Source organism: Gordonia sp. L191, assembly GCF_030077625.1.
GTDB classification, from domain to species: domain Bacteria; phylum Actinomycetota; class Actinomycetes; order Mycobacteriales; family Mycobacteriaceae; genus Gordonia; species Gordonia polyisoprenivorans_A.
The window spans coordinates 3,859,809-3,883,308 of the sequence record NZ_CP125996.1; the positions used below are offsets into that span (position 1 = coordinate 3,859,809).

Genomic DNA, 23,500 nt, shown 5'->3' on the forward strand with positions numbered 1-23,500 from the left:
CCCTGAGATCGCCACCGGAGCGCCCGCGATCTGGCACGATCGGGCCATGCGGCGAGTGGGCAAGGTCTTGATGTGGCTCGGCATGATCGCGGTGGTCGTCAGCCTGGGCGCGGGCATTCCGATCGCGGTGATCGGGCTGTCGAAGGTCTCCGATACGTCGGCGGAGGCGTTCGAGATCCGGGGGTCGGCGACACACCACCTCGACGCCGGCGACACCCTGGTGCTCTACGCGCCGGGAACACAGTCCGACGCCGCCGAGGACGCCTTGCCGTCGTGCGCCGTCAACGACCCGGGAGCCGAACGCCGACAGTCGAATTCGACGTACTCGTTCACCTACCGGAACACCACGGTCCGGTCCTTCGCCCAGTATGCGATCACCAGCAGCGGTGTGTACGCGCTCGATTGCGGCGATTCCTACGTCGTCGGCGCCCCACCGGTGTCGGTGGGCGGGCTGTTCTCCGGCATCGGCGGCATCCTGCTCGCGGTCTTCGGCGGCGTCTTCGGTCTGGCCGTCGCGATCACCGGTCTCGTCCTGTGGCTGATCGGCCGGCGGCGTACACCCCCGGGCGCATCACCCACTGCGCCGTCAGCCCCGCCGTGGCCCCCGGCGTGAGCGCAGGTAGTCGCCGACGACCGCCGCGCCGAGACCGTCGACGTCGGGGGCGATGACCCGGCCCCCGATGCGGCGGGCGATCTGATCCATGAAGTGCGCCAACCCGGGATCCTCGCCGAGCCGGAAGAACGTGACCTGCGCGCCGAGGCGGGCAACGTGATCGAGCTCGCGGACGGTCAATGCGATGGTCTGCGGGTGCGGCGGATAGAAGAAGAACGGCTCACCACTGGGATCGAGGTGCGCGGTCGGCTCACCGTCGGTGACGACGAGCACCACCGGCTGTGCATTGGGGAACCGACGCAGATGCCGACCGGCCAGCAACAGCGCGTGATGCAGGTTGGTGCCCTGCTCCATCCGCGGCTGCAACCCGGTCAGTTCGGCGATCTCGATCGACCGGGCGTAACGGCCGAACGCGATGAGATGCAGTTCGTCGCTGCGGAATCGGGTCGAGATCAGATGATTGAGCGCAATCGCGGTGCGCTTCATCGGAGTCCAGCGGCCCTCCATCTCCATGGAGAACGAGGTGTCGACGAGCAGCACCACCGCGGCCTGTGTGCGCGCCTCGGTCTCGGCGACCTCCACGTCGCGCACGTCGATCCGCACACCCGGATGCAGGTCGCTGGTCGGATGTCCTTCTGCGGCAGTGCGCAACACGGCGTTGGCGACGGTGCGTGACACATCCCAGGGGTCGGTGTCGCCGTAGGCCCATTCGCGGGTCGAGCCGGTCGGCTCGCCGAGCAGACCACTGTTGCGGGTCTGGCGGTCGCCACGCGCGCCCATCTGGTCGGCGATGTCCCGGAAGATCGCCTGCCCGAGTTGACGCATCGCCTTGGGGCTCAGGCGGAGTCGGCCGTCGGCGGTCCGGTCGAAGAAGCCCTCCTCGCGCAGCGCCTTCTCCAGTTCCTGCAGGGTGCGGGCGTCGACGCCGGCCTGCTCGCCGAGTTGCCGTTCCAGTGCGTCGATGTCGATGTCGTCCATCTGCGCGCCGGCGTACTGCTGGGACAGTTGTTCGGAGAGCGCCTCGAGTTCGGAGATGTCGCGCAGTGCCGTGGCCCCCTCCCCCAGGCCCATCTGCTGATCGCCGGAGAACTCCTGGGCGTTGTCCCAGTCGAGCCCCGGCCGCGCCTGCCGCAGCGCCGAATCCATTTGTGCGAGTTGACTCATCAGATCCGGAGACCCGAATGCCTGCTGCGCGAGCTGATCGAGTTCGGCCCGCTGCTCAGGCGTCAGCGAGTTGTAGAACTGCTGGGCCGCGGCAGCCCGCTGCGCCAACGAATCGATGAGTTCCTCGGTGTTGCGCGGGTTCTCGGGAAAGTACTCGCCGTGTTTGTCCATGAACTCGTCGAACGCCTGCGACGTGTCCTCACCGCGGTTGTGGGCGTTGAGGAGGTCGTTGAGGTCGGAGAGCATCTCCGACACCCGCTGCCGGTCGGCGTCGGTGGCGCCCTCGAGCGCCTCCTTCATCCCGGCGAAACGCTGATCGAGCAGTTCGCGGCCGAGGAGGTCCTTGATCTTGTCGTAGTCCTGCTGCGCCTCGGGGCTGCGCCACTGGTAATCGGAGAGTTCCTCGACGGCCTGCGCCGTGGAGGCCGGGAGACTGCCGATCTGCATCTCGGCGAACCGTGCGTCGTCGTCGAGGTCGCGGGCGAGTTGTTTGCGCTCGTTAAGCACCGCCCGGTCGAGGAGTTCACGGATCTCGGTGAAGGTGCCGTCGAGGTTGCGCTTCTTGAGCAGCTCCTGACGCCGCCGGTTCACTTGCTCGCGCAGCTTGTCCAGACCCCGCATGTCCTGCGACCCGCGTCGCAGGAACTCCTGCAGCGCCCGCTGCGGGCTGACGCCGGCCATCACGTCGTCGCCGATCTCGCTCAGCGCCTCCCGCAGATCCACCGGCGGCGCCAACGGATCCGGCCCACCGGTGTAGCGCTGATACCGGGATCGGTGAAAGTTCTTCTGCACCATGGGTTTCTCCGGAGTTGGTCGAATCCGCCGGGACGGTGCCCGGCCGTAAATCGCAGGAATGCGTGGATCGGCGGGTGATCAGCCGTAGATCGTCTGCCCCGACTCGTCGGCTTCCTTGCCGATGCGTCGCGCCAGGAACAGTCCCTCCAGGGCGAGTTCGACGGCGCTGGCCCGCTCTCCATCTGAGCCGGCCTCGAGTCGTTCGGCGATCTCGTCGATCACCGGCGCGGTGGTCTCCGGCGACGGCAGGGAGCCGAGGAAGTCCGCGGCGGGCACCCGGTCACCGGTGACCACGAGCTCACCGGCCTCCAACGCCGACACCAGCGGCGCCATGTCGATGCCGCCGAGATGGGCGCGCACCGTGTCGGCGACGGACTTGCGCATCAGGTGCTCGAGGATCTCGAGTTCACGTCCCTCTTCGCCGGACTCGAACTCGATCTTGCCGCGCAGCACCTCGATCACCGATTCCAGGTCGACGACGCGGGCCACCGGCACCTCTTCGCCGGTGACGGCCGCGCGATGCAGCGCCGCCGCGGCCACGGTCTCGGCGCCGGCGATCGAGAACCGCGCCGACACACCCGAACGCTGATCGATCGACGGGTGATCGCGGGCGTAGCGGGTGAACCGCGCGAGGATCTCAGTGATGAAGGTCGGCACCGTGGCGGTGAGGTCGGCCTCCTGCTCGATGACGGCGACCTCGTCGTCGAGTTCGATCGGGTAGTGCGTACGGATCTCGGCGCCGAAGCGGTCCTTGAGCGGAGTGATGATCCGCCCGCGGTTGGTGTAGTCCTCGGGGTTGGCGCTGGCCATGACGAGCACGTCCAACGGCAGGCGCAGCGTGTAGCCGCGGACCTGGATGTCGCGTTCCTCCATCACGTTGAGCATCGACACCTGAATACGTTCGGCCAGGTCGGGGAGCTCGTTGATGGCGACGATGCCGCGGTGTGCGCGCGGGATGAGCCCGAAGTGGATGGTCTCCGGATCACCGAGACTGCGGCCCTCGGCGACCTTCATCGGGTCGATGTCGCCGACGAGGTCGGCCACCGAGGTGTCCGGGGTGGCGAGCTTCTCGCTGTAGCGCTCGTTGCGGTGGCGCCATTCGATGGGCAGGTCGTCGAGGAGGTTGGCGGCCTTGCGGATCGATGCCGGGGTGATCGGCTCGTAGGGATGTTCACCGAGTTCGGAGCCGGCGATCACCGGCGTCCACTCGTCGAGCAGGCCGACGAGGGTGCGCAGGATGCGGGTCTTGCCCTGACCGCGTTCGCCGAGCATGACGACGTCGTGTCCGGCGAGCAGCGCACGTTCGAGCTGCGGGATGACCGTCGCCTCGAACCCGACGATGCCCGGCCACGCATCGCGGCCCTCGCGCAGCGCGGTCAGCAGGTTGTTGCGGATCTCGTCGCGGATGCTGCGCTGCACATGACCGCTTGCACGCAGTTCACCAAGGGTGCGAGGAGAGGGATGACGGGTTTCGGTGGTCGTTGAACCGCCGGTCGGGGCGTCGGTCGTGAAATCCCCGGATGTGAAGTCTTCTGCCACCTCATCCACGGTACGCCGGAGAGCCGCAGTCGCGCCCGGTTCGCCGACAGCGCCCCTGCTTTCGCCGACGGCGCTCGCCAGCCCGCCGACAGCGCCTTCCACCTCGCCGACAGCGCCCTCCACCTCGCCGACAGCGCTTCGGCGAGCGCTGTGGGCGGCGGGAAGAGCGCTGTCGGCGGTGGGGACGGGCGCTGTCGGAGAGGTCCGGCTACCCGGTGGTGGTAGTGGTGTGGTGCCGGCCGGTGCGGTGGCCGCCGAAGCCGGCGGTCGGGGCGGTCGAGCCAGGAGTTGCCGACCCGGAGGTGGCCGACCCGGTGGTCGTGCTCGCCGTTGTCGTCGTCGACGCCGGCTGCGGTGACGGCGCCACGGTGAGGTTGTAGACCGTGTAGTCGCCGATCGTGGTGCCGTGGAAGTTGGCCTCCACCCACTGCTGGATCTGAGTGGTCACCGAGGACCGTCCGCCGCCGAAACCGGTGCCGCCGAAGGCTTTGGTGATGGCGCTCATCAGCTCCGCATTGGCGCTGCCGTTCTGCGACGAGGTCTCCGGGGCGAGGTAGTAGCCGATGTCCTTGTCGGCGACGTACTTCTGGAATTGCGCGAGGCTCGGCGCCGGGTCGTTGGAGAATCCGCCGACACCCATCACCGGCACGTGTGCGGCGAGTTCGACCCCTGCCGCGGAACTGGTCCGCGACACCGCCGCCGCCCAGCGTGCATGGCTGCTCTGCAGCATGGTCTGGAGCTGGGTGGGCAAGGTCGTGGAGCCACCGCCGAATCCGCCGAACCCACCGAATCCGCCTGCACGGCTACCCGACGACCCGGTACCGGCCCGGCCGGAGTGTGTCGTGCCGCCGAATCCGCCGTGCCCGCCTGCGGTGCTGCGTTCGGGCAGCACCGACGGGCTGCCGCCGGTGTGGGAGATGGTGTCGCCGGTGATCGCATATGCCGCCGGCGCCGCGAAGATGCCGATCATGCCGAGCACGCCCACCGCCAGCGCGATCCGACGTCCGAAGGTCGACGGCAATGCGACGAGCACGGCGGCGACGATGCCCGCGACGAGTACCACCCACCGCAGCCAGGGCTGCCAGTTCGGCTCGTGATCGAGGAGCACGAACGACCAGATGGCTCCCGCGGCGATCATCGCGGCCAGACCGAAGCGGGCGGTGTAGCGCTGCCAGCTCACCGAAGCGTCACGTGCAGTCCAGGTTTGGTGGACGCCCAGACCGACGAGTCCGGCGATGGGCGGAGCGATCGCCAGCGAGTAGTACGGGTGCGCGATACCGCTCATGTACGACAGGACCAGTCCGTCGACGAGCAGCCACAGACCGAACAGCAGGGTTGCCGCGCGCACGAGGTCGGTGCGGGGACGACGCCCACGTAATGCCAGGACGGCGATCAGCGCGATGAGTGCGGTCGGCAACAGGAATGAGATCTCGGCACCGAACTCGCCGGTGAACAACCTCGTGATGCCCGGTTGGGCGCCGAACATTCCGCCGCCGAATCCACCGCGGCCACCGGCGCCGCCACCACCAAAACGCTCTGCCAGTTGCGGGTTCTCACGCGCGAAGTCGGCGATCGCATTGGCCGGGTTGCCGTGGGCACCACCGCCACCACTTCGGCCTTCGACACGCTCGAGTCCGTTGTAGCCGATGACGAGGTTCATGAAGTTGTTGTCGGTGGAGCCGGCGAGATAAGGCCGCGACGAGGCCGGCCACAGCAGCGTCAGCACCACATACCAGCCCGCCGAGAGCACCAGTGCCACAGCGGCAATCACCAGATGCCACATACGCCGCCAGAACGTCGGCGGGGCCGCGACGAGGTAGACCGCGCCGAGCGCGGGCAGCACCATCAGGCCTTCGAGCATCTTGGCCAGGAACGCGAATCCCAGTGCGACACCGGCCAAAGCGAGCCACCGCGCCGATCCGCGCGCGGTCGCACGCAGGGTGCAGTAGGCCGCTGCGGTCATCAGCAGCACCATCGCGGCGTCGGGGTTGTTGAACCGGAACATCATCGCCGCAACCGGGGTGATCGCGAGCGCGAGGCCCGCGATCAATCCGGCCGACCGGCCGGCGACGCGGGTGACCATCGCATACATCAACGCGACGGCGGCCACTCCCATGAGGGCTTCGGGGATCAGGATGCTCGCCGAGGAGAACCCGAAGATCTGGCCGGACAAGCCCATCACCCACTGCGACACCGGCGGCTTGTCGACGGTGATGAAGTTGGACGGGTCCACCGAACCGAACAGCAGCGCCTCCCAGTTGCGCGACCCGGCCCACGCCGCTCCGGCATAGAAGGTGTTGCCGTACTGATTGGTCGTGATGTTCCACAGGTAGAGGACGGCCGTGGCGATGAGGAGTGCTGCCAGCCACAGCCGGTCGCGCGCGGTGGCCGGAGGCAGCGTCGAATCCGCGGAAAGCGACAGATCGGATCCTCGATGGCGGCTGCTCGGAGCATCATTCGCAGTGGTGTCGAACGGAGCGACACCGGGTTGGGTTGCGGTCACGATGATGATCGTGCGCCGGATGCACTGGCTTTCCGGTGTGGGCAAGCTGTCAGCTTGCTGTGAGGCACCTAGTTCCTTTGCGGGAGTTGAGAGAATGTCGTATTCGCCGGGGATGCCGTGTCGGTTTCACCCGATTGGACGCCACGCCGGGTCGCGCCCGATGAAGCCCGCGAGCCGGGTGACGGGATCGGCGTCGGCGGGTACCGGCACCGCCGGACCGTACTGTCCCGACGACCGGAGCATGTCCTCGATGCCCTGCATGCCCGAATGGACCTGAGCGGCGAAGTCGGTGTCCAGCTGCGGATCCCGACCCGCGGCGGTGGCGAGATCCCAGGTGTGCAGAAAGATGTCGGTGGTGTAGAACCGGTCGACGGCATCGGCCAGGCGCAATTCCCCGACCATCGGGTGGGTGAAGGTCGCCTCCGCGTCGGGGCCGTCGAGGAGTTGCTGTACCGCCGCACACCGGGCATCCCATGCCGCTGCGGGATCGTCGGCGACCCATGGGCCCGCGGGCAACTCGACGTCGCCTGCCGCCAGGAACGCCGCGAACCAGTCGACGAGGTGCGCCACCACGTCTCGGGCCACCCATCCATCCACCGGCGTCGGCGCGTCCCAGTCCTTCACCGCCGCAGCGTGTTCGGCGAATCCGGCAGCCACGTCGCGGTGACGGTCCGAGGCGGAGAGTTCGGCGAGTCCGCTGCTCACAGCTCACCGGCGGCGAGCATGCGGTCGAGGCCGGCATAGCCCTCGTTCACGCCGACCTCCATGCCGGAGGCGAGCCAGCCATCACGCGCTTCGAAGCTGTCACACAGGGATTGGGCATGCAACCGGGTGAGACCGTCGCCGAGGTCCTCGAACCACAAGGTCTCCAGCGACACCTGATCAGGCATCCCCTCGAAGGTGAAGGTCTGCACGATCTTGTCGTCCGCGACGGTGTGGAAGCAGCCGCGGAAACCGAATTCCTGGCCGTCGTGGGTGGAGACGTACCGCCAACTGCCACCGTCGCGAGCATCCCACTCGATGATGCGGCTGGAGATCGCGTCGGGGCCGACCCAGCGCACGAAGAGGTCGGGATCGATGTGCGCCTTCATCAATTGCGCAGGGGTACCACGGAAGTCGCGGGTGATCCGGATGACGGGGACCTTCGGGTCCGCCTCGATCGCGGCTTCGGGATAACGGGTGCTGGTGGTCATGATGCCTGTCCTCTCGTGTCGGTGTTGATTCTCTTCGGGTTGCTTTTCCGGGTTTTCTCGGTGCCGCCGGCGGTTGCCGCCGGACCGTCGTTCATCTCCGCCAGCACGGCGTCGAGGCGCGTATAGCGCTCCTCTGCACGTCGGCGGTACCGCTCGATCCACTTGGTCATGAGGTCGAACACCTCTGCTTCCAAATGCACCGGGCGCGTCTGTGCCTCACGGGTTCGGGTCACCAGCCCGGCGTCGGCGAGCACCTTCAGATGCTTGGACACCGCCTGGATGCTGACGTCGTAGGGTTCGGCGAGTTGACTGACCGTCGCGTCGCCCACCGCGAGCCGGGCCACCATGTCGCGCCGGGTCGGATCGGCCAGCGCTGCAAAGATCTTGGACAACTCGTCGGACACCGGAGCCAATCCCCTTTCTTCAACCGTTCGGTTGAATACGAGCATGCTCCCCTCCGCAGCCGTTGTCAACCCATCGGTTGAATATCGGCCCGGGTCTGCGCACCGCTGCGTGCGCCGCGACGGCGTCGACCTCGGGTTTCAGCGTCCACACAGCAACGCCGGCGCACCGTCGGGGTCAGGGGGTACGAGGTGAAGCAGGCGCCGCGGCAGAGGTGAGACGCACCAAGGAGTGAGAGGGCATCATCATGAAGACCACAGCAAGAACCCGCGTGCCGCTGGCATCGGCCATGGCGTTGGCGGCCACCCTCGCGGTCGGCGCACCCGCACTCGCCGATACCCCGGCGGCACCCGCGTCATTGTCGATCCAGGGCGACCTGCACCTGACGCCGACGATTCGGGTCCTACGGATCGACGCCCAGGGATCGCGCGCCGCAGGCGCAACCACCGGCACCTACACCGCGACCCTGCTCGACGGTATGAATCCCACCCCGATCCAGGTCCGCGGTCCGGTGACCTGTATCAGCGTCGACGGCAACGCCGCCTCGCTGATCTATCCGATCAGCGACATCCGTCCCTTCGGGCTTCCGCCCGCGGTGAAAGATGCTGCTGCGATCCAGATTTCGGTGCGCAAGGGCGTCAACGGAGGGCAGTCGATGGTCGGCGTCAACGGCCCGATGCCCACCGGCAGCTTCCACGGATGTGCACCGGCCGCAACGCCGTTCGCGTTCGAAGGAACGATCAGGACCAGCGGCTAGCTCGCTCGCGGCCCGATCGGCTCGTCACCGCGCAGCGTGATGCGGTGCATCACACGGCGATTGTCGCCATAGTCACGGTTGGCGTAGTGCAGGGTGTTCCGGTTGTCCCAGAGGACCAGATCACCCAGGCGCCACCGGTGGCGGACGATGTGTTCGGGCTTGGTCAGGTGCGCGTAGAGCAGGTCGAGGATGCCGCGGCTCTCGGCATCGGAGACGCCCTCGATATGTGAGGTGAAGCCGGGGTTGACGAACAGCGACTTGCGCCCGGTCTCGGGGTGCACGCGCACCACCGGGTGGGTCACGGGCGGAAGGTCGGTGACTTCCTTTCCGTCCCAGACATTTCCGCGTCCACCACGCCGCTGCTTGAGGTAGTAGCCGAACTCACGGCTGCCGTCGTGGACCGCCGACAGCTTGTCGACGAGTTCGCGGATCGGCTCCGACAACGACCGGTAGGCCAGCTCGGCGTCGGCCCAGTTGGTGTCACCGCCGTTGCGCGGCAACACCACCGGGCGCAGGATCGATCCCATGGGCGGACACGGCATGAAGGTGACGTCGGTGTGCCAGACGTCGGCGAAACCGTTGTCGGTGCTGTCGAGCGAGTAGACCTCGGCGGGCACGTCACCGCTGTTCCAGACGGGATGCCCGGTGGTGAGGTCGCCGAGGCGCCGGCCGAATTCGATGTGTGCGGCGTCGTCGAGGTCCTGACCGCGCAGCACGATCACCTTGTAATCGATGAGGGCGGCGCGGATGGCGCGGACCTCGTCGTCGGTGGCCGACGCGACGTCGACACCGCGGATCTCGGCCCCGAAATGAGGACCGAACTCGTCGATGTCGAATTCGACGCCGGAGGCGACGGTACCGGTCGGGACGGGCGTGGACAGTACGGGAGTGGTCAGAGCGTGCTCAGGCGTGGCGGGGCCGGAAGTGGAGATGGTCATCGGTGGTGTTCCTACTCGGATCGTGGTGTGAGATGCGGGGTCCGAGTACCACCGGCGGGGAACCATGGTGCGAACCGTCCGAGAAGCTCATCGAGTGGCCGACGAGGCGGGCGGTGGCGGTTCCGGTCATGTGACCTGTGTAGTCGCCGACGACCCGCTCCCCCAGGGTTTGCCGCACGGTGAGTACAACCTCGGCGAGTACAGCCTCGAGTACCAGCGCGCATCGCTCGATCACCCCGGCACCGGCCGCCCGGTCGGTCACGCCGGCGCGGCCCCGGCCACCGCGGCCTCCTTGACCGCCGCGGCGACCTGCGCGCGTAACACCGTGTACTCCGGGGAATCGCGGATCTCCTCGGGGCTGACACCGTGTCGCGGGATCGGCGAGGTGATGTCGAGGGCCACCCGACCCGGCCGCGCTGTCAGAACCACGATGCGCGAACCGAGGAAGGCCGCCTCGTCGGCGCTGTGGGTGACGAAGACGTTGGTCCGGCCGAGGTCGGCGCTCACCGACCGCAGGTCCTCCTGCAGCGTTTCGCGGGTGAGAGCGTCGAGGGCGGCGAACGGCTCGTCGAGCAACAGCAACGACGACTCCCCGGCCAGCGCGCGGGCGATCGCGACCCGCTGCTGTTGTCCTCCGGAGATCTCCCAGATCCGCCGATCTGCGGTGTCCCCCAGGCCGACCCGACGCAGCAGTTCGTCGCGTCGGGTTCTGCGCTGCGCCTTCGGTACTCCGGCATATCGCAGCGCGAGGTCGACGTTGCCACCGACCGTGCGCCACGGGAACAGCCGCGGTTGCTGGAACACCACCCCGGCGCCGACCCCGGGAGTCGGAGAGTCCCCGGCCACCGTGACCCGGCCGGAGGTCGGGGTCTCGAATCCGGCGATCAACCTCAGCAGGGTCGACTTGCCGCACCCCGAGGCGCCGACCAGAACGAGGAACTCACCCGGATCGACGCGCAGATCAACCGGCCCCACCGCCGTGACCCGGTCGGCCTTGCTGCCATAGGTCTGCACCACCTTGCTCAGTGCGATCGCCGCCGACGACTCCGAATCCGGAACCGACACCACAGGGCTGTGTTCGACGACGGCGTCATTGCGCGGAGAGGACACCGGGTAGCCCCTTCGTGTAGATGGCCTGCTGGAAGGTCGACAACGGCGGAGCGCTCGGGATCTGCTGTTGCGCGGCGAGGAATTCCGCTGCGCTGTGCAGGTTCTCGGCGAGATTGCCCGGTTGTCCGTCGACGCCCAGCCAGGTCGGTGAGGTCAGCTCGGCAGCGGTCAGGAAGGTTCCCTGCTTGAGTTGGTTGGCGGCGTCGGTGGGCGTGGTACCCAGCTGCGCCGCAACGGCCTTGGCTGCCGCCTGCGGATCGTCGTGAATCAGCGCCAGGGCGCGGGCCTGCACCTTGCGCCAGGTGTCGACAACCGAGGGATTGTCCTTGGCGAATTGGGTCGCCACGACACCGAGGTCGAGGGTCGGCTTTCCGGCGGTGGCCAGTTGCCGGCTGGCGATGAGTGTCTTGCCGGTCGTGCGGAGTTCGTCGAGCGTGGGGAGCCAGGTGTAGACGGCGTCGACGTCACCGCGCTGCCACGCGGCCAACGATGCCTGCGGCTGCAGGTCGATGATGTCGACGTCGGCGGGGTTCACCCCGGCCTGCGCGAGTGCCGCGAGCAGACTGTAGTGCGCCGTCGAGGCGAACGCCGTGGCCACCCGCTTTCCGCGCAGGTCGGCGACGGTGTTGATGCCGGTGCCGTTGCGGGCCACGAGGGCCTCGTTGTCGCCGGCGACGTCGAGGACGAACGCCACCTGATACGGGATGTTCAGTGGTCCCGAGAGTCCTCGTGCGACCGGGCTGGACCCGATGGCGCCGAAGTCGATCTGCTTGGCGATGAACGCGGTGTTGATGTCGGCGCCGGAGTCGAACTTGGTCCACTTGATGTTGTAGTTCGGCAGGGCGTCCTCGAGCCAGTGGTTGTTCTTGACGATCAGGTCGCCACTCGGGAACGACTGGTAGGCAATACGAATGGTGGGCTTGTCGGAGTCCTGACCGGAACGGTCGACCGAGCAACCGGCCACCGCCAGCAGCGCGGCGACGAATGTCGCCAGGAGTGCGGACGCCGCGCGCAGCGGTCGTCGACGATCAGATGTCATGTGTGGTCAGGCCTTTCCACGCCAGGGCACCGCGCGGTGCTCGATGACCCGCAGGACACCGTCGATGACCAGACCGGAGAATCCGATCAGGGCGATACCGACGAGCACCACGGGAGTGTTGTTGTAATTGCTTGCGTCCTTGACGACTCCACCGATGCCCGGGATGCCGTTGAACAGCTCCGCGGCCACCACCGACGAGTAAGCGATGCCGACCGAGAGCCTTATGCCGGTGAAGGTTTCGGGAAGGGCTGCCGGGATGATGACGTCGCGCAACACCTCACGGCGCGAGGCCCCGAGCGCACGAGCCGCCTCGACGAGCGCCACCGGCGCCGCGCCGACCGCCGCGGTCGTGGCAACGGCCGCCGGCGGCAGTGCCGCCAGGGCCAGCAACGTGATCTTGGGTGCCTCGTCGATTCCCAGCCAGATGACGAGGAGGAAGAAGTACGCCAGCGGGGGTAGCGCGCGCAAGAACGTCAGCCACGGCTCCAGAACTCGCCGGATCACCGGCACCGAGCCCATCACCAGCCCGAGTACGACGCCGACTCCCACGCCGATGATCACACCGACAACGACCCGCCGCAGGGTCATGTAAAGGTGCTCCCACCAGTAATAACCGGCGTAGCCGATGGCCCCGTCGTGGGTCGTCGACATCTCGACGAAGGCGTGCCACACGGTACCGAGCCGGGGCACGAACACCTCGCTCCACACGCCACTGACCGCGACGATCTGCCACAGCACCAGGAACAGGACCAACGACAACAGCGGCAGGCCGACGTGCAGCCCCACCGCTTTCCAACGAGATCGTCCGGCGCGTCGCCCGATCTCGGGTTCCCCGCCCTGCTCCTGCGGGGTGATGTCCACGAACAAGGTCATCAGCATTGTGTAATCGCCGCCCGGGGGCCGGGCGAGAGATTCCCTCACGCTGAGGGGAAGTGCCGAGCGAATTGTCCGACAACCGGCGCCGTATTCTAATCCCCGCCGAGATGCCGATTCTGAAGTGCCGCATTACCTCCGTGCACAGATGGCGAACCTCGCCTGCTACGGAGATTCGGCGCGCGGTGAGTGCAACCCCACATTGCCCTCGACGGTGGCGCAATGGCGGTCCGAAACACCGACAACGCAGGTGAACCCGCCGGCAACGACCACCGCGGTGGCGCATTCCGAACACCCGGCCCACGGCACGTCCCTGGCCTCCCGGGGCCCTCTGAACAGCGGTTATCGTCTGTACTCATGCAGTCCGAACCCCTGCCGTCCCGACGCCCGGCGCCACCCGGTCGCGTCCGCGCCGACAACGCCCGCGTCGTCGCCGACGTCCTGCGGCGAGCCATCCATGACGGCGCCATCGGTGAGGCGCTCGATGAGCGCGCACTGATCGACGAGTTCAACGTCTCCCGCAACACCATCCGCGAGGCACTCGCCGCGCTCACCGACGAAGGACTGATCCGGCGGTCGCCTCGGGTCGGAACACACGTCGTGGCGCGCAAACTCGATCACGGCCTCGACGCCCTGCTGGGCCTGCAGGAGACCTTCCGCCGACACGGCGCGGTCCGCAACGTCGTCAAGATCGCCACACTCGTCGATCCGCCGCGGCTCGTCGCGCGCCGCCTGCGTCTCGACGACGCCCAGGCCGTCTACATCGAGCGTCTGCGATACCTCGACGACGAGCCGATCAGCCTCGACATCACCTACCTGGTACCCGATCTCGGGATCGCCGTGCTCGACCACGACCTCGAATCCCAGGACGTCTTCACCGTGCTCGAGGAGGTCGCCAGGGGCCGGCTCGGCCGCGCCGACATGACCGTCGAGGCCGTCGACGCCGACCCCCACTCGGCCGCACATCTCGAAATCGCCTCGGGGAGTTCGCTTCTTCGCCTCGAACGACTCACCCACCTCGCCGCCGACGACCGGCCCGTCGATCTCGAGTACATCCGCCTGCGCAGTGACCGGGTCGTTCTGCGCAGCACCGCCTACCGAAACGAGCAACTCCCATGAGCCCAACTCCCATAAGTCAGGTCACCTTCCGCGCCGACGTGCCGGTCACCATCGACGAATCCCTGTGCATCGAGGGCTGCACCCTGTGTGTGGAGGTCTGCCCCCTCGACTCGCTCGCGATCAATCCCGACTCGGGCAAGGCGTACATGCACGTCGACGAATGCTGGTACTGCGGGCCGTGTGCCGTGCGGTGTCCCACCGGAGCGGTCACCGTCAACATGCCGTATCTGCTGCGCTGAGCGCCGCGTGCACTCGCCCGCATCATCCTCGACACCCGGAGAACCGATGGAGCCCATGGAGATTCCCGACCTCGCCGATCGCACCCGGCGCGACTGCGACGTGTTGGTGATCGGCGGTGGCACCGCCGGAACCATGGCGGCGTTGACCGCCGCGGAGCACGGCGCGTCGGTGCTGCTGCTCGACAAGGCACATGTCCGTCATTCCGGTGCCCTCGCGATGGGGATGGACGGCGTCAACAACGCCGTCATCCCCGGCAAGGCGACACCGGAGGACTACGTCGCCGAGATCACCCGCGCCAATGACGGCATCGTCAATCAGAAGACCGTCTATCAGACGGCCACAAGGGGTTTCGCGATGATCGGACGCCTCGAGCGCTACGGGGTGAAATTCGAGAAGGACGAGTACGGCGAGTACGCGGTGCGGCGGGTGCACCGCTCCGGGTCGTATGTGTTGCCGATGCCGGAGGGCAAGGACGTCAAGAAGGCTCTCTACCGGGTGCTGCGCAAACGTGAGATGCGCGAACGGATCACGATCGAGAACCGGTTGATGCCGGTACGCGTGCTCACCGACGACGGACGGGCCGTGGGCGCCGCGGCATTGCACACGCGCACCGGCGAATTCGTGGAGATCGCGGCCAAGACCGTGATCCTCGCGACCGGACCGTGCGGTCGGCTCGGCCTTCCCGCCTCCGGCTATCTGTATGGCACGTACGAGAATCCGACCAACGCCGGTGACGGCTACTCGATGGCCTACCATGCCGGAGCCGAGCTCAGCGGCATCGAGTGCTTCCAGATCAATCCACTGATCAAGGATTACAACGGACCGGCGTGTGCGTACGTGGCCAACCCGTTCGGCGGCTACCAGGTCAACGCCGCCGGCGAGCGCTTCGTCGACTCCGACTACTGGTCGGGCGAGATGATGGCGGAGGTGAGCAACGAGATCGACTCGGCGCGTGGCCCCATCTACCTCAAGGTCAGTCACCTGCCGGAGGAGACCCTCGGCGCCCTCGAATCGATCCTGCACACCACCGAACGCCCCACCCGCGGTACCTTTCACCGCAATCGCGGACACGACTACCGCACCCACGACATCGAGATGCACATCTCCGAGATCGGTTTGTGCAGTGGTCATTCGGCGTCGGGGGTGTGGGTCGACGAGAACGGTCGCACCACCGTCGACGGCTTGTACGCGGCCGGTGACCTGGCGTGCGTGCCGCACAACTACATGATCGGCGCCTTCGTCTACGGCGAACTCACCGGCACGCATGCCACCGAGACCGCACGGGAGCTGCCGATGCCTGCCGACCTGCCGTCCGACCAGCTCGCCGCAGCCCACGAACTGATCTACCGCCCGTTGCGCAACCCCGACGGGCCACCGCAACCCCAGGTCGAGTACAAGCTCCGACGCTTCGTCAACGACTATGTGGCGCCGCCGAAGACGTCGAACAAACTGGGCATCGCCATCGAGACCTTCGAGCGCATGCGCGCCGACATCGAGCAGATGGGTGCGCGCACGCCGCACGAGCTGATGCGGTGTGCCGAGGTGACGTTCATCCGTGACTGTGCCGAGTTCGCGGCCCGCAGTTCCCTCACGCGCACCGAAAGTCGTTGGGGCCTCTATCACCAACGCGCCGACCTGCCCGACCGCCGCGACGACACGTGGCGTTATCACCTCAATCTCCGCAAATCGGCCGACGGCACAATGGAGTTCGTGGGCCGCCCCGTCGAGCCCTACCTCGTCGGGGTCGAGGGCCTCGACCACATTCCGCCGACGGACCGGTCGGTGATCGCCATCGAGGAGCCCCCGATCGTCAGCGGACCGGGATATCGGGGAGTCGAGAGCCCGGTGCGTCCACCGGTGCCGGAATCGCCGCGGGCGTCGGCGGTCTCACCGCGCATCGTTCAACTCCTGGCCCTGTCCCCCGCGCACGCCGCCGACCTCGACACCTACCTCGACGATGACGACGCGACCGTGCGCCGTACGGCGATCTCGGTGCTCGGCGAGACCACGCCCGAGGCGTTCGACACCGCGCTCGTCGCGGCGCTCGCCGACGCGTCGACCGACGTCCGCGCCGCCGCCGCGCACGGACTGCGTGAGCTCGTCGAGATCCTCGAGCCCACCCCGGAATTGCTCGGCGCGCTGCGCGAACACGTCGGCTCGTCGGATCCCGTGGTGCGCGCCACCGTCGTCGACCTGTTGCGCGCGTTGCGTTCCGGTGATCGCGACCTGTTCACCCGCGCTCTGTCCGACGCCGACCATCGCGTCCGGATCGAGGCGATCGGCGCCCTCGTGTCGCTGGACGCTGCCGCCCCCATTGCCGACCTGGTCGTCGACGACAACCGAGAGGTCCGTATCGCGGTCGCCGGGGGGCTGGCCACCATCGGGGTCGGCGGCAGCGGGGTTGGCGTCGAAGCCATCCGCATCCTGGCGGGCGACCGCGATCCGCTGGTGCGCGCCGCCGCGCTGGCCGCGATGGCACACCTCGGCGACGCCGACATCGACGGGCCGCAGCTGGTTAAGGCGTTGCGCGACAGCGCCTGGCAAGTCCGTGTCGGCGCCGCGCGCGGATTGGCCGCGGCACGTACCGAGTCGACCGTTGCGGCGTTGTCCGGCGCGCTCGACGACGTGCATCACGACGTCCGCAGAGCCGCGGCCCTGACCCTGTCGCTCTGGGCCGACGACCCCGACGTGCGGACGATTCTCCAACGTGCCGCCGAGGATTCGGACGCCGATGTCCGGGCGGCGGTGCGTCGCAGTACGGTTCGTTCCAGTACGGTTCGCGCCAGTACGGCTGGAGTGTGAGGCGTGCCCACGTCGAGGCGGTGTGCCACCCGCGCGCCGGCGAGACTATCCGTCGACGCCCAGCCACACCGCCAGGCCGAGTCCGGCGATACCGACGGCGATCCGCAACGGCGCCGCCGGCAGCCGTTTGACGGTCGGCGGCCCACACCAGCCACCGGCGAGGCAACCGATCGCCATGGCCAGCGCCGCCGTCCAGTGCACCGGACCCGACACGGCGAACAGTAGTGCCGCCACGAGGTTGGCGATCCCGAGGAACAGAGATTTCAACAGCGTTGCCCGCCAGAGTGATTCGCTGGTGAAGATGAGTGCCAGTGCCAGCAGCATGATTCCGGCGCCGGCACCGAAGTAGCCGCCGTAGATCGAAACGACCGCCAGACCGACATACCAGATCCAGGGCCGGTCGACGTGGTGGGATGCCAGGTCGCGCAGCCGGGGTTGCAGGAGCAGCGCGATCGATGCGATGGCCACGAGGTAGGGCACCGTGACCTTGAAGCTGTCGGCGGGCGCGAGCAGCAGGACGACCGCGCCGATCGAGCCGCCGATCAGCGCGGCCACTCCCCCGCCGACGAGGCGTCGGCGGTCACCGTCGAGCAGGATGCGCCCGGACTGACCGAGGCTGCCGATCCCGACCGACACCAGTGCGACGGTGTTGGTGACATTCGCCGCGATCGGCGGCAGGCCCACCGCCAGGAGTGCCGGATAGCTGACCACGGACGCCAGGCCGGTGACGTAGCCGATGAGGCCCGCCCCGAATCCGGCGACGACGAGCAGGAGATAGTCGAGGATGCTCATCGGTCGCTGCGCACGGTCGACGAGATGAAGCGCCCGATCGACGCGATAGAGCGCACGGTCGACGAAAAACTGCGCCCGGTCGACGAGATCTGGCGCCGACCGGGCGTCATGTCAGTGCGCGAAATGCCGTGCACCGGTCAGGTACAAGGTGATGCCGGCCTCGTTGGCGGCCTCGATGACCTCGTTGTCGCGGATCGATCCCCCCGGCTGCACCACGGCACTCACGCCACCGGCGATGAGGACCTGCAGGCCGTCGGGGAACGGGAAGAACGCATCGGAGGCGGCTGCGCTGCCGGCTGCCCGCTCGCCGGCGCGGGTGACGGCGAGGTGCGCCGAATCCACCCGGTTGACCTGACCCATGCCCACGCCCACCGAGGCGCCGTCCTTGGCCAGCAGGATCGCGTTGGACTTCACCGAACGGCACGCGCGCCAGGCGAATTCGAGATCGCGCAGGGTGTCCTCGTCGGCCGGGGCGCCGGCCGCCAGCGTCCAGGCGGCCGGGTTGTCGCCGGCGGCGTCGAGGATGTCGCGGTCCTGCATCAGCAGACCACCGGAGATGGGCCGCGTCTCGATTCCGCCGTGCTTGGGCGGGACGGCGCGCAGGATGCGAATGTTCTTCTTGCGCTGCAACACCGACAACGCGCCGTCAGCGAATCCCGGGGCGATGAGCACCTCGGTGAAGATCTCGGCGACCTGTTCGGCCATCTCGACGGTGATCTCGCGGTTGGCGGCGATCACGCCGCCGTAGGCGCTGACCGGGTCGCAGGCGTGGGCCTTACGGTGCGCTTCGCCGATGTCGGCGCCGACCGCGATGCCACAGGGGTTGGCGTGCTTGATGATCGCCACGGCCGGAGCGTCGAAGTCGTGCGCACTGCGCCAAGCCGCATCCGAGTCGGTGTAGTTGTTGTAGCTCATCTCCTTGCCGTGCAGCTGTTCTGACGACGCCAGACCCTCGTGATCGGCGGTCGACAGGTACAGAGCCGCGGCCTGATGGGGATTCTCGCCGTACCGCAGCACCGCCGAACGCCTCCATGTGGCACCGGCCCACTCGGGAAATCCGGTTCCGGTGGGCTCGTGTTCACCCTGAGCGGTCGACGCGGGCGGGGCCACCACGCTCGACATCCACGAGGCCACCGCCACGTCGTAGTCGGCGGTGTGCCGGAAAGCCTTGGCTGCCAGTTCTTGTCGCTGCCGCAACGAGAAGCCGCCGTCGGCCACGGCAGCGCGCACGGCGTCGTAGTCGTAGGGGTCGACGACGACGGCCACGCTGGGATGGTTCTTGGCCGCACCACGCACCATCGACGGACCGCCGATGTCGATCTGCTCGATGCACTCGTCCGGGCCCGCCCCGGAGGCGACGGTATCGGTGAACGGGTAGAGGTTCACCACGACGAGATCGAAAGCCGCAACGCCCAATTCGGTCAACTGATCGACGTGCGAGGGTTTACGGGTGTCGGCGAGGATACCGGCGTGCACCTTGGGGTGCAGCGTCTTGACCCGGCCGTCGAGGCACTCGGGAAAACCGGTCACCTCCGACACCTCGATCACCGGGACGCCTTGTGCGGCGATGGTCTTCGCGGTCGACCCGGTGGACACGATCTCCACGCCGGCGCCGTGAAGCGCGGTCGCCAGCTCCGCCAGCCCGCTCTTGTCGTAGACGCTCACCAGAGCCCGGCGAATGGGGCGGCGGGAGACGTCGGTGCTGGGTGCGTTCACGGAATGTGGGCCTTTCGTCCGTCGATGACAACTCCTCGGGTGACGAGATCCGTCACCACGTCGGCGAGCAGCACGCGCTCCACCGATTTGATACGTGCGTGCAGGGAATCCGTGGTGTCGCCGTCCTCGACGACAACCGGGACCTGGGCGAGCACAGGACCGGTGTCGACGCCCTCGTCGACCAGGTGCACCGTCGTGCCGGTGACCTTGACTCCGTAGTCGAGGGCGTCGGCGACGCCGTGCGCACCGGGAAATGCCGGCAGCAGCGCGGGATGCGAGTTCACGATCCGCCCCCCGAAGCGTCGAAGGAATTGGGCACCAAGGATTTTCATGAATCCGGCGGTCACGATCCACTCCGGGGAGAATTCGGCGACCTGCGCGGTCAGCGCCGCATCCCACTCCCCACGGTCGGCATACCCGGCCATCCTGCACATGACGAGCGGAATGCCCTCACGCGCCGCGATCTCGCCGGCTCGACACTCCCGGTCGACCGCGATGGCCGCGACGACGAACGGCGCGCCCGGTTCTGCGGCGCGGGAGAGCAAGGCCTCGAGCAGCGATCCGGTCCCCGACGCCATCACGACGATCGCCACACGATCGGCGGTCGGAGTGTCGGAGAGAGCGCCAGTCACACGTGCGAGCCTAGTGGGCCGGTCACCGACCGACGGCGTCGGGGCGGCAACTGCCACCGCGTTCGGTCACGTCGCAAACCCACGCCGGAAGCGACGGTCAGCGTTTGGTACGGGTCACGGCATCGGACCGGTCGAACGTCCAGGCGTCCTCGGGATCATCGACGTCGTCGGGGTCGCGCCGGGCCGCCCCGGCCCGGCGCGGGCGTGCTGTGGGCGTCGCGTCGGTGTCGTCGCCGTTGGCTGCGGGGTCGGTGCCCGCTGCATCATCGGCGTCGGCTGTGTCATAGGCGCCGGTTGCGTCGTCGCCGTCGTATTCGGCGTCACCACCATCGAGGTCGCCGTCCACGTAGTCGTCCTCGGCGTAACCGTCATCGACGTAGGCGTCGTCAACGTCCTCGTCGGCGTCGCCTGTGTCCTCGTCGGCATAGCCGTCATCGATGCCGTCGGCCGGATCGTCCTCGGCCAGATAATCATCGATGTAGTCGTCTGCCGCGTCGTCATCGTCTGCGTCGACGGCGTCGAGCCAGTCGTCGGCCTCGGTGCCTGATGCTGCCGATGTCCGGGACCGCAGCGATGGCAGGAAGTTGAGGAGGAGGCCGATCACGAGTCCCGACAGCCCGATCCACCCCAGCGTGTACACACCGGCGGTGACCAGCGTGATACCCGCGGCGCCGATCTCCCCGAGGGTGCCGCCGGCCAGCCAGCCGAACACCACCATGGTTGTCGCGGCGACCGCGGCAGCCATGCCGATGGAGCGCGCGTACCGCAGTGGGTCGGCGGTGCGGCAGCGCCAGGCCACGACGCCGGCGATCGCGAGCGGAACGAGCAGACCCCACACCGCCCACCACACCGTGTGGTCGGGCAGGACGGCCAGTGCAGGCAGAGCGGGCACCGATCCGCCGCGGGCGGCGAAGAGGTCGACGGACGCTGCGCCGACGTGCGCCTCGGACCCGACGAGGACGGCGGCCGCTCCGATGATCAGATTGGGCAGATACAGCACCGATAGCAGCGTGAGTCCCAGGTAGCCGTCGAAGTCGTAGCCGCCGGAGACGAGGTCGCGCAGCGCGTCGAATCGCAGGATCAGCCGCAGCAGGATCAGCAGGCCACCCGCGGCGAACAGCGCGAGCACGGCGACGAATCCGTAGCGGATGCCGCGCCGGTCCGCGGCGCTCAGGCGGCTGGTGACCAGCTCACTTCGGCCCAGCACCACCCCCGCGGTGGCGGCGAGGCCCTGGACGACGAGGGTGAGGCCGAACGCCTCGAGCGCGTTGGGGCTCTGGATGGGCAGCACCGACGAACCGTCCATGACGACGGCGAGTGCGATGGCCGTCATGAGCAGCGCACCGGCGACGGCCGACGCGCCGACAGCGACGTACTCGGAGAGTGTGTGACGGGACCCGCAACTCGACGCCACCACCGCTGCGGTTCCGCCGGCGACGAGCAGGGTCGGCAGCAGCGGGAGTATGCCGATACTCACCCCGGCGATGCTGACGGGGACCTGATTGATGGCGAGCCAACAGGTGGCGACGGCCGTTCCGATTCCCGACAGTCCGCTGCCGGCCATCATCAGCACCGCGAACACGATGACCAGGGTGACGAGGATCGTGATGACCGGTACGGCGAAAGCGATCAGGATCAGCTCGCGCGGGCCACGTTCGGGTCGGTCATGATGGGCGCGACGGGCCTGCCGAGCGTCGCGAAGTCGGGTCGCGAGGTTGTCGGCGGAGGCAACTGTTCTCAGCGTGGGCATTGGTTCGAGCGTGGCACGTGGGGCGTGTGAGGTGTCGCAGACGCGCCGCAGTGGAGTCAGAAAGCGATCAAACGCACGCTCTGCGTGCAGACGCAGCAGAAGGTCACGCTCAGGGCGAACGTTCTGCTACGTCTGCACGAGATTGCTGAAGTCAGCTGTTGGCCTGCGGGGGCTCCGGCTTCTGGAAGATCGAGGTGCTCTCCGATCCGGAGACGGCCTCGGATCCGGCCTGCGGAATCGCCGCGGTCGCCCCGGGAGCCGCGCCGGCCGACGGAGCGGCGTGCGCGCCTTGCCCGTATCCGGCATACGACGACGGGTCATAGCTCGGCGCAGCGGTCGGCTGGGCGCCCGACGGTTGAGCAGTGGACGGCTGCGCGGTGGTGGCCGGGGCACCCGACGATGCGGTGCCCGCGGTCGGGTAGGCGGTCGTGGCCTGGGTCGCACCCGGGATCACCGCAGTCGCACCCGGCGCAGAGGCGGCGCCCTGCGCCTGCGAGGTGACGCCCGGAGTGGAGGCGCCGTAGCCATAGGCGGTGGCAGCCTGCGCCGAGGCGGCCGCGGGGTCGGTGGCCTGCGCCGCGGTACCGATCTCGGGAGCGGCAGCGGTCTTGACGACCCCGAGATCGAGGAGCAACCAACCGACGGCGAGCAGGAAGATCAGGATCGAGAGCACCAGCAGGATGATTGCGCCGGCACCGTGGCCGAGCGAGTAGTTGCTGGACTCGTCGAGATCGGCACCGGCATACATGATGATGGTGAGCAGCACGCCCGCGGTCGCACCGGCCGCGACGAGCGGAGCCACCCGGTAGGACTTGATCAGCCCGGTGAACGCGAGGAATCCGGTCGCCACGACCAAGACGTATGCGGCACTGAGATCAGAAGCGAAGAGCTTCTGCGTGTCGTTGACCACGTTTCCCTCGATGGTGTACCCGGCCGCGAACCCGCAGAACAGCAGCACGACGCCGAGCACACCGATGGTGGCCGCGAGGACGGGTGCCACGATCGGCGGAACGCCGGCGAACGGCTGCTTGGGTGCGGCGGGCTGGCCGTAGCCCTGGCCATACCCCTGCTGGCCGTAGTTCTGTTGCCCGTAGCCCTGTTGCCCGTAGTCCTGCTGGCCGTAGCCCGATCCGTAGCCCTGTTGGCCGTACCCGGACTGCTGGCCATACCCCTGCTGACCATAAGCGGACTGGTCACCGTAGCCCTGCTGGCCGTAGCTCGGCTGACCGTAACCCTGCTGGCCGGAAGCCTGTCCGTAGCCCTGACCGTAGGTCGACTGCTGCGGGTAGCCCTGCGGCGAGGATGCCTCGCCGGGCTGCGAATAGCCCGCACCCTGGCCCTGGGTCTGTCCGGACTCGGGCTGCTGCCCGTAGCCGCTTCCTGGCTGGTAGCTCATGAGATTCTCCTACCGAATACGGTTTATGTCGCTTCTCCCCCGGCGCGCACAGTTGTCGCACCCCGAGCGCACTCTCCCGACCACGCTAATACATCGCGCGGACACGCCACAGGGTCCCACGCCCGGT

Annotated in this window: 20 protein-coding genes; 5 read left to right on the plus strand and 15 right to left on the minus strand. The window is 68.1% G+C overall.

All coding sequences use genetic code 11. The annotated features are described in order from the left end of the window. The first annotated feature begins 46 nt into the window (after positions 1–46). Positions 47–613 carry a hypothetical protein gene (locus QNM97_RS17480; RefSeq protein ID WP_283819589.1) on the plus strand — a complete coding sequence of 189 codons (567 nt, stop codon included), beginning with the start codon at positions 47–49 and terminating at the stop codon, positions 611–613. Here the strand turns inward: QNM97_RS17480 and QNM97_RS17485 are convergent. From QNM97_RS17485 to QNM97_RS17510, 6 genes are all read right to left on the minus strand, one after another. Next, complete coding sequence (locus tag QNM97_RS17485; protein ID WP_283819590.1) at positions 587–2,572, minus strand: vWA domain-containing protein; 1,986 nt, start codon at positions 2,570–2,572, stop codon at positions 587–589. The genes QNM97_RS17480 and QNM97_RS17485 overlap by 27 nt on opposite strands. A 78-nt stretch (positions 2,573–2,650) precedes the next feature. Further along, positions 2,651–4,120 carry a sigma 54-interacting transcriptional regulator gene (locus tag QNM97_RS17490; protein ID WP_283819591.1) on the minus strand — a complete coding sequence of 490 codons (1,470 nt, stop codon included), beginning with the start codon at positions 4,118–4,120 and terminating at the stop codon, positions 2,651–2,653. A 199-nt stretch (positions 4,121–4,319) separates the two neighbouring features. Then, complete coding sequence (locus QNM97_RS17495) at positions 4,320–6,659, minus strand: ArnT family glycosyltransferase (RefSeq protein WP_283819592.1); 2,340 nt, start codon at positions 6,657–6,659, stop codon at positions 4,320–4,322. Between the two features lie 81 nt (positions 6,660–6,740). Then, a complete protein-coding gene (locus tag QNM97_RS17500; protein ID WP_283819593.1) occupies positions 6,741–7,319 on the minus strand; it encodes a TIGR03086 family metal-binding protein in 579 nt (192 codons plus the stop codon). Beyond that, the gene (locus QNM97_RS17505) at positions 7,316–7,810 is read right to left on the minus strand and encodes an SRPBCC family protein (RefSeq protein ID WP_283823238.1); all 495 of its coding nucleotides are present in this window, start codon (positions 7,808–7,810) and stop codon (positions 7,316–7,318) included. Before QNM97_RS17505 ends, QNM97_RS17500 begins: the two co-directional genes overlap by 4 nt. Next, positions 7,804–8,211 carry an ArsR/SmtB family transcription factor gene (locus tag QNM97_RS17510; protein ID WP_283823239.1) on the minus strand — a complete coding sequence of 136 codons (408 nt, stop codon included), beginning with the start codon at positions 8,209–8,211 and terminating at the stop codon, positions 7,804–7,806. The genes QNM97_RS17505 and QNM97_RS17510 overlap by 7 nt, the downstream gene beginning before the upstream one ends. A 245-nt stretch (positions 8,212–8,456) precedes the next feature. On the opposite strand from QNM97_RS17510, the gene QNM97_RS17515 reads away from it, so the two are divergent. After that, positions 8,457–8,966, plus strand: a complete 510-nt coding sequence (locus QNM97_RS17515) for a hypothetical protein (protein WP_283819594.1) — start codon at positions 8,457–8,459, stop codon at positions 8,964–8,966. On the opposite strand, the gene QNM97_RS17520 is transcribed toward QNM97_RS17515, so the two are convergent. From QNM97_RS17520 to QNM97_RS17535, 4 genes are all read right to left on the minus strand, one after another. Beyond that, positions 8,963–9,904 (minus strand): TauD/TfdA dioxygenase family protein, encoded by a 942-nt coding sequence (locus QNM97_RS17520; protein ID WP_283819595.1) that lies wholly within the window; start codon positions 9,902–9,904, stop codon positions 8,963–8,965. The two genes, QNM97_RS17515 and QNM97_RS17520, sit on opposite strands and share 4 nt — an antisense overlap. 258 nt (positions 9,905–10,162) lie before the next feature. After that, positions 10,163–11,014, minus strand: coding sequence for an ABC transporter ATP-binding protein (locus QNM97_RS17525; protein ID WP_283819596.1), 852 nt, complete (start codon positions 11,012–11,014; stop codon positions 10,163–10,165). Then, on the minus strand, positions 10,995–12,053 hold the full coding sequence (locus tag QNM97_RS17530; RefSeq protein WP_283819597.1) for a taurine ABC transporter substrate-binding protein: 1,059 nt from the start codon (positions 12,051–12,053) through the stop codon (positions 10,995–10,997). The genes QNM97_RS17525 and QNM97_RS17530 overlap by 20 nt, the downstream gene beginning before the upstream one ends. A 6-nt stretch (positions 12,054–12,059) precedes the next feature. Further along, the gene (locus QNM97_RS17535) at positions 12,060–12,926 is read right to left on the minus strand and encodes an ABC transporter permease (protein WP_026920304.1); all 867 of its coding nucleotides are present in this window, start codon (positions 12,924–12,926) and stop codon (positions 12,060–12,062) included. A 357-nt stretch (positions 12,927–13,283) separates the two neighbouring features. On the opposite strand from QNM97_RS17535, the gene QNM97_RS17540 reads away from it, so the two are divergent. The 3 genes from QNM97_RS17540 to QNM97_RS17550 are packed head-to-tail and all read left to right on the plus strand — an operon-like array spanning position 13,284 to position 17,087. After that, positions 13,284–14,045: a GntR family transcriptional regulator gene (locus QNM97_RS17540; RefSeq protein WP_283819598.1), complete on the plus strand. Its 762-nt coding sequence runs from the start codon at positions 13,284–13,286 to the stop codon at positions 14,043–14,045. Then, positions 14,042–14,284 (plus strand): 4Fe-4S dicluster domain-containing protein, encoded by a 243-nt coding sequence (locus QNM97_RS17545; protein WP_502874932.1) that lies wholly within the window; start codon positions 14,042–14,044, stop codon positions 14,282–14,284. The genes QNM97_RS17540 and QNM97_RS17545 overlap by 4 nt, the downstream gene beginning before the upstream one ends. A 55-nt stretch (positions 14,285–14,339) precedes the next feature. After that, on the plus strand, positions 14,340–17,087 hold the full coding sequence (locus QNM97_RS17550) for a fumarate reductase/succinate dehydrogenase flavoprotein subunit (protein WP_283819599.1): 2,748 nt from the start codon (positions 14,340–14,342) through the stop codon (positions 17,085–17,087). Between the two features lie 45 nt (positions 17,088–17,132). Here QNM97_RS17550 and QNM97_RS17555 read toward each other — a convergent pair whose 3' ends face one another. The 5 genes from QNM97_RS17555 to QNM97_RS17575 form a co-directional block, all read right to left on the minus strand. Further along, positions 17,133–17,879, minus strand: a complete 747-nt coding sequence (locus QNM97_RS17555) for a sulfite exporter TauE/SafE family protein (protein WP_014359154.1) — start codon at positions 17,877–17,879, stop codon at positions 17,133–17,135. A gap of 111 nt (positions 17,880–17,990) precedes the next feature. Continuing rightward, positions 17,991–19,595 carry a bifunctional phosphoribosylaminoimidazolecarboxamide formyltransferase/IMP cyclohydrolase gene (purH, locus tag QNM97_RS17560; RefSeq protein ID WP_283819600.1) on the minus strand — a complete coding sequence of 535 codons (1,605 nt, stop codon included), beginning with the start codon at positions 19,593–19,595 and terminating at the stop codon, positions 17,991–17,993. Beyond that, positions 19,592–20,173: a phosphoribosylglycinamide formyltransferase gene (gene purN / locus QNM97_RS17565; RefSeq protein WP_283823240.1), complete on the minus strand. Its 582-nt coding sequence runs from the start codon at positions 20,171–20,173 to the stop codon at positions 19,592–19,594. The genes purH and purN overlap by 4 nt, the downstream gene beginning before the upstream one ends. Positions 20,174–20,324: 151 nt before the next feature. Beyond that, positions 20,325–21,977 carry a cell division protein PerM gene (locus QNM97_RS17570; protein ID WP_283819601.1) on the minus strand — a complete coding sequence of 551 codons (1,653 nt, stop codon included), beginning with the start codon at positions 21,975–21,977 and terminating at the stop codon, positions 20,325–20,327. Between the two features lie 151 nt (positions 21,978–22,128). Then, complete coding sequence (locus tag QNM97_RS17575) at positions 22,129–23,373, minus strand: DUF5336 domain-containing protein (protein WP_283819602.1); 1,245 nt, start codon at positions 23,371–23,373, stop codon at positions 22,129–22,131. Between the last annotated feature and the right edge of the window lie 127 nt (positions 23,374–23,500).

Coding starts and splice junctions, on each gene's coding strand:
- QNM97_RS17480 (WP_283819589.1), top strand. CDS start 47: ATGCGGCGAGTGGGCAAGGTCTTGATGTGGCTCGGCATGATCGCGGTG.
- purN (WP_283823240.1), bottom strand. CDS start 20,173: ATGGCGTCGGGGACCGGATCGCTGCTCGAGGCCTTGCTCTCCCGCGCC.
- QNM97_RS17570 (WP_283819601.1), bottom strand. CDS start 21,977: ATGCCCACGCTGAGAACAGTTGCCTCCGCCGACAACCTCGCGACCCGA.
- QNM97_RS17520 (WP_283819595.1), bottom strand. CDS start 9,904: ATGACCATCTCCACTTCCGGCCCCGCCACGCCTGAGCACGCTCTGACC.
- QNM97_RS17530 (WP_283819597.1), bottom strand. CDS start 12,053: ATGACATCTGATCGTCGACGACCGCTGCGCGCGGCGTCCGCACTCCTG.
- QNM97_RS17545 (WP_502874932.1), top strand. CDS start 14,042: ATGAGCCCAACTCCCATAAGTCAGGTCACCTTCCGCGCCGACGTGCCG.
- QNM97_RS17555 (WP_014359154.1), bottom strand. CDS start 17,879: ATGAGCATCCTCGACTATCTCCTGCTCGTCGTCGCCGGATTCGGGGCG.
- QNM97_RS17485 (WP_283819590.1), bottom strand. CDS start 2,572: ATGGTGCAGAAGAACTTTCACCGATCCCGGTATCAGCGCTACACCGGT.
- QNM97_RS17575 (WP_283819602.1), bottom strand. CDS start 23,373: ATGAGCTACCAGCCAGGAAGCGGCTACGGGCAGCAGCCCGAGTCCGGA.
- QNM97_RS17550 (WP_283819599.1), top strand. CDS start 14,340: ATGGAGATTCCCGACCTCGCCGATCGCACCCGGCGCGACTGCGACGTG.
- QNM97_RS17515 (WP_283819594.1), top strand. CDS start 8,457: ATGAAGACCACAGCAAGAACCCGCGTGCCGCTGGCATCGGCCATGGCG.
- QNM97_RS17535 (WP_026920304.1), bottom strand. CDS start 12,926: ATGACCTTGTTCGTGGACATCACCCCGCAGGAGCAGGGCGGGGAACCC.
- QNM97_RS17540 (WP_283819598.1), top strand. CDS start 13,284: ATGCAGTCCGAACCCCTGCCGTCCCGACGCCCGGCGCCACCCGGTCGC.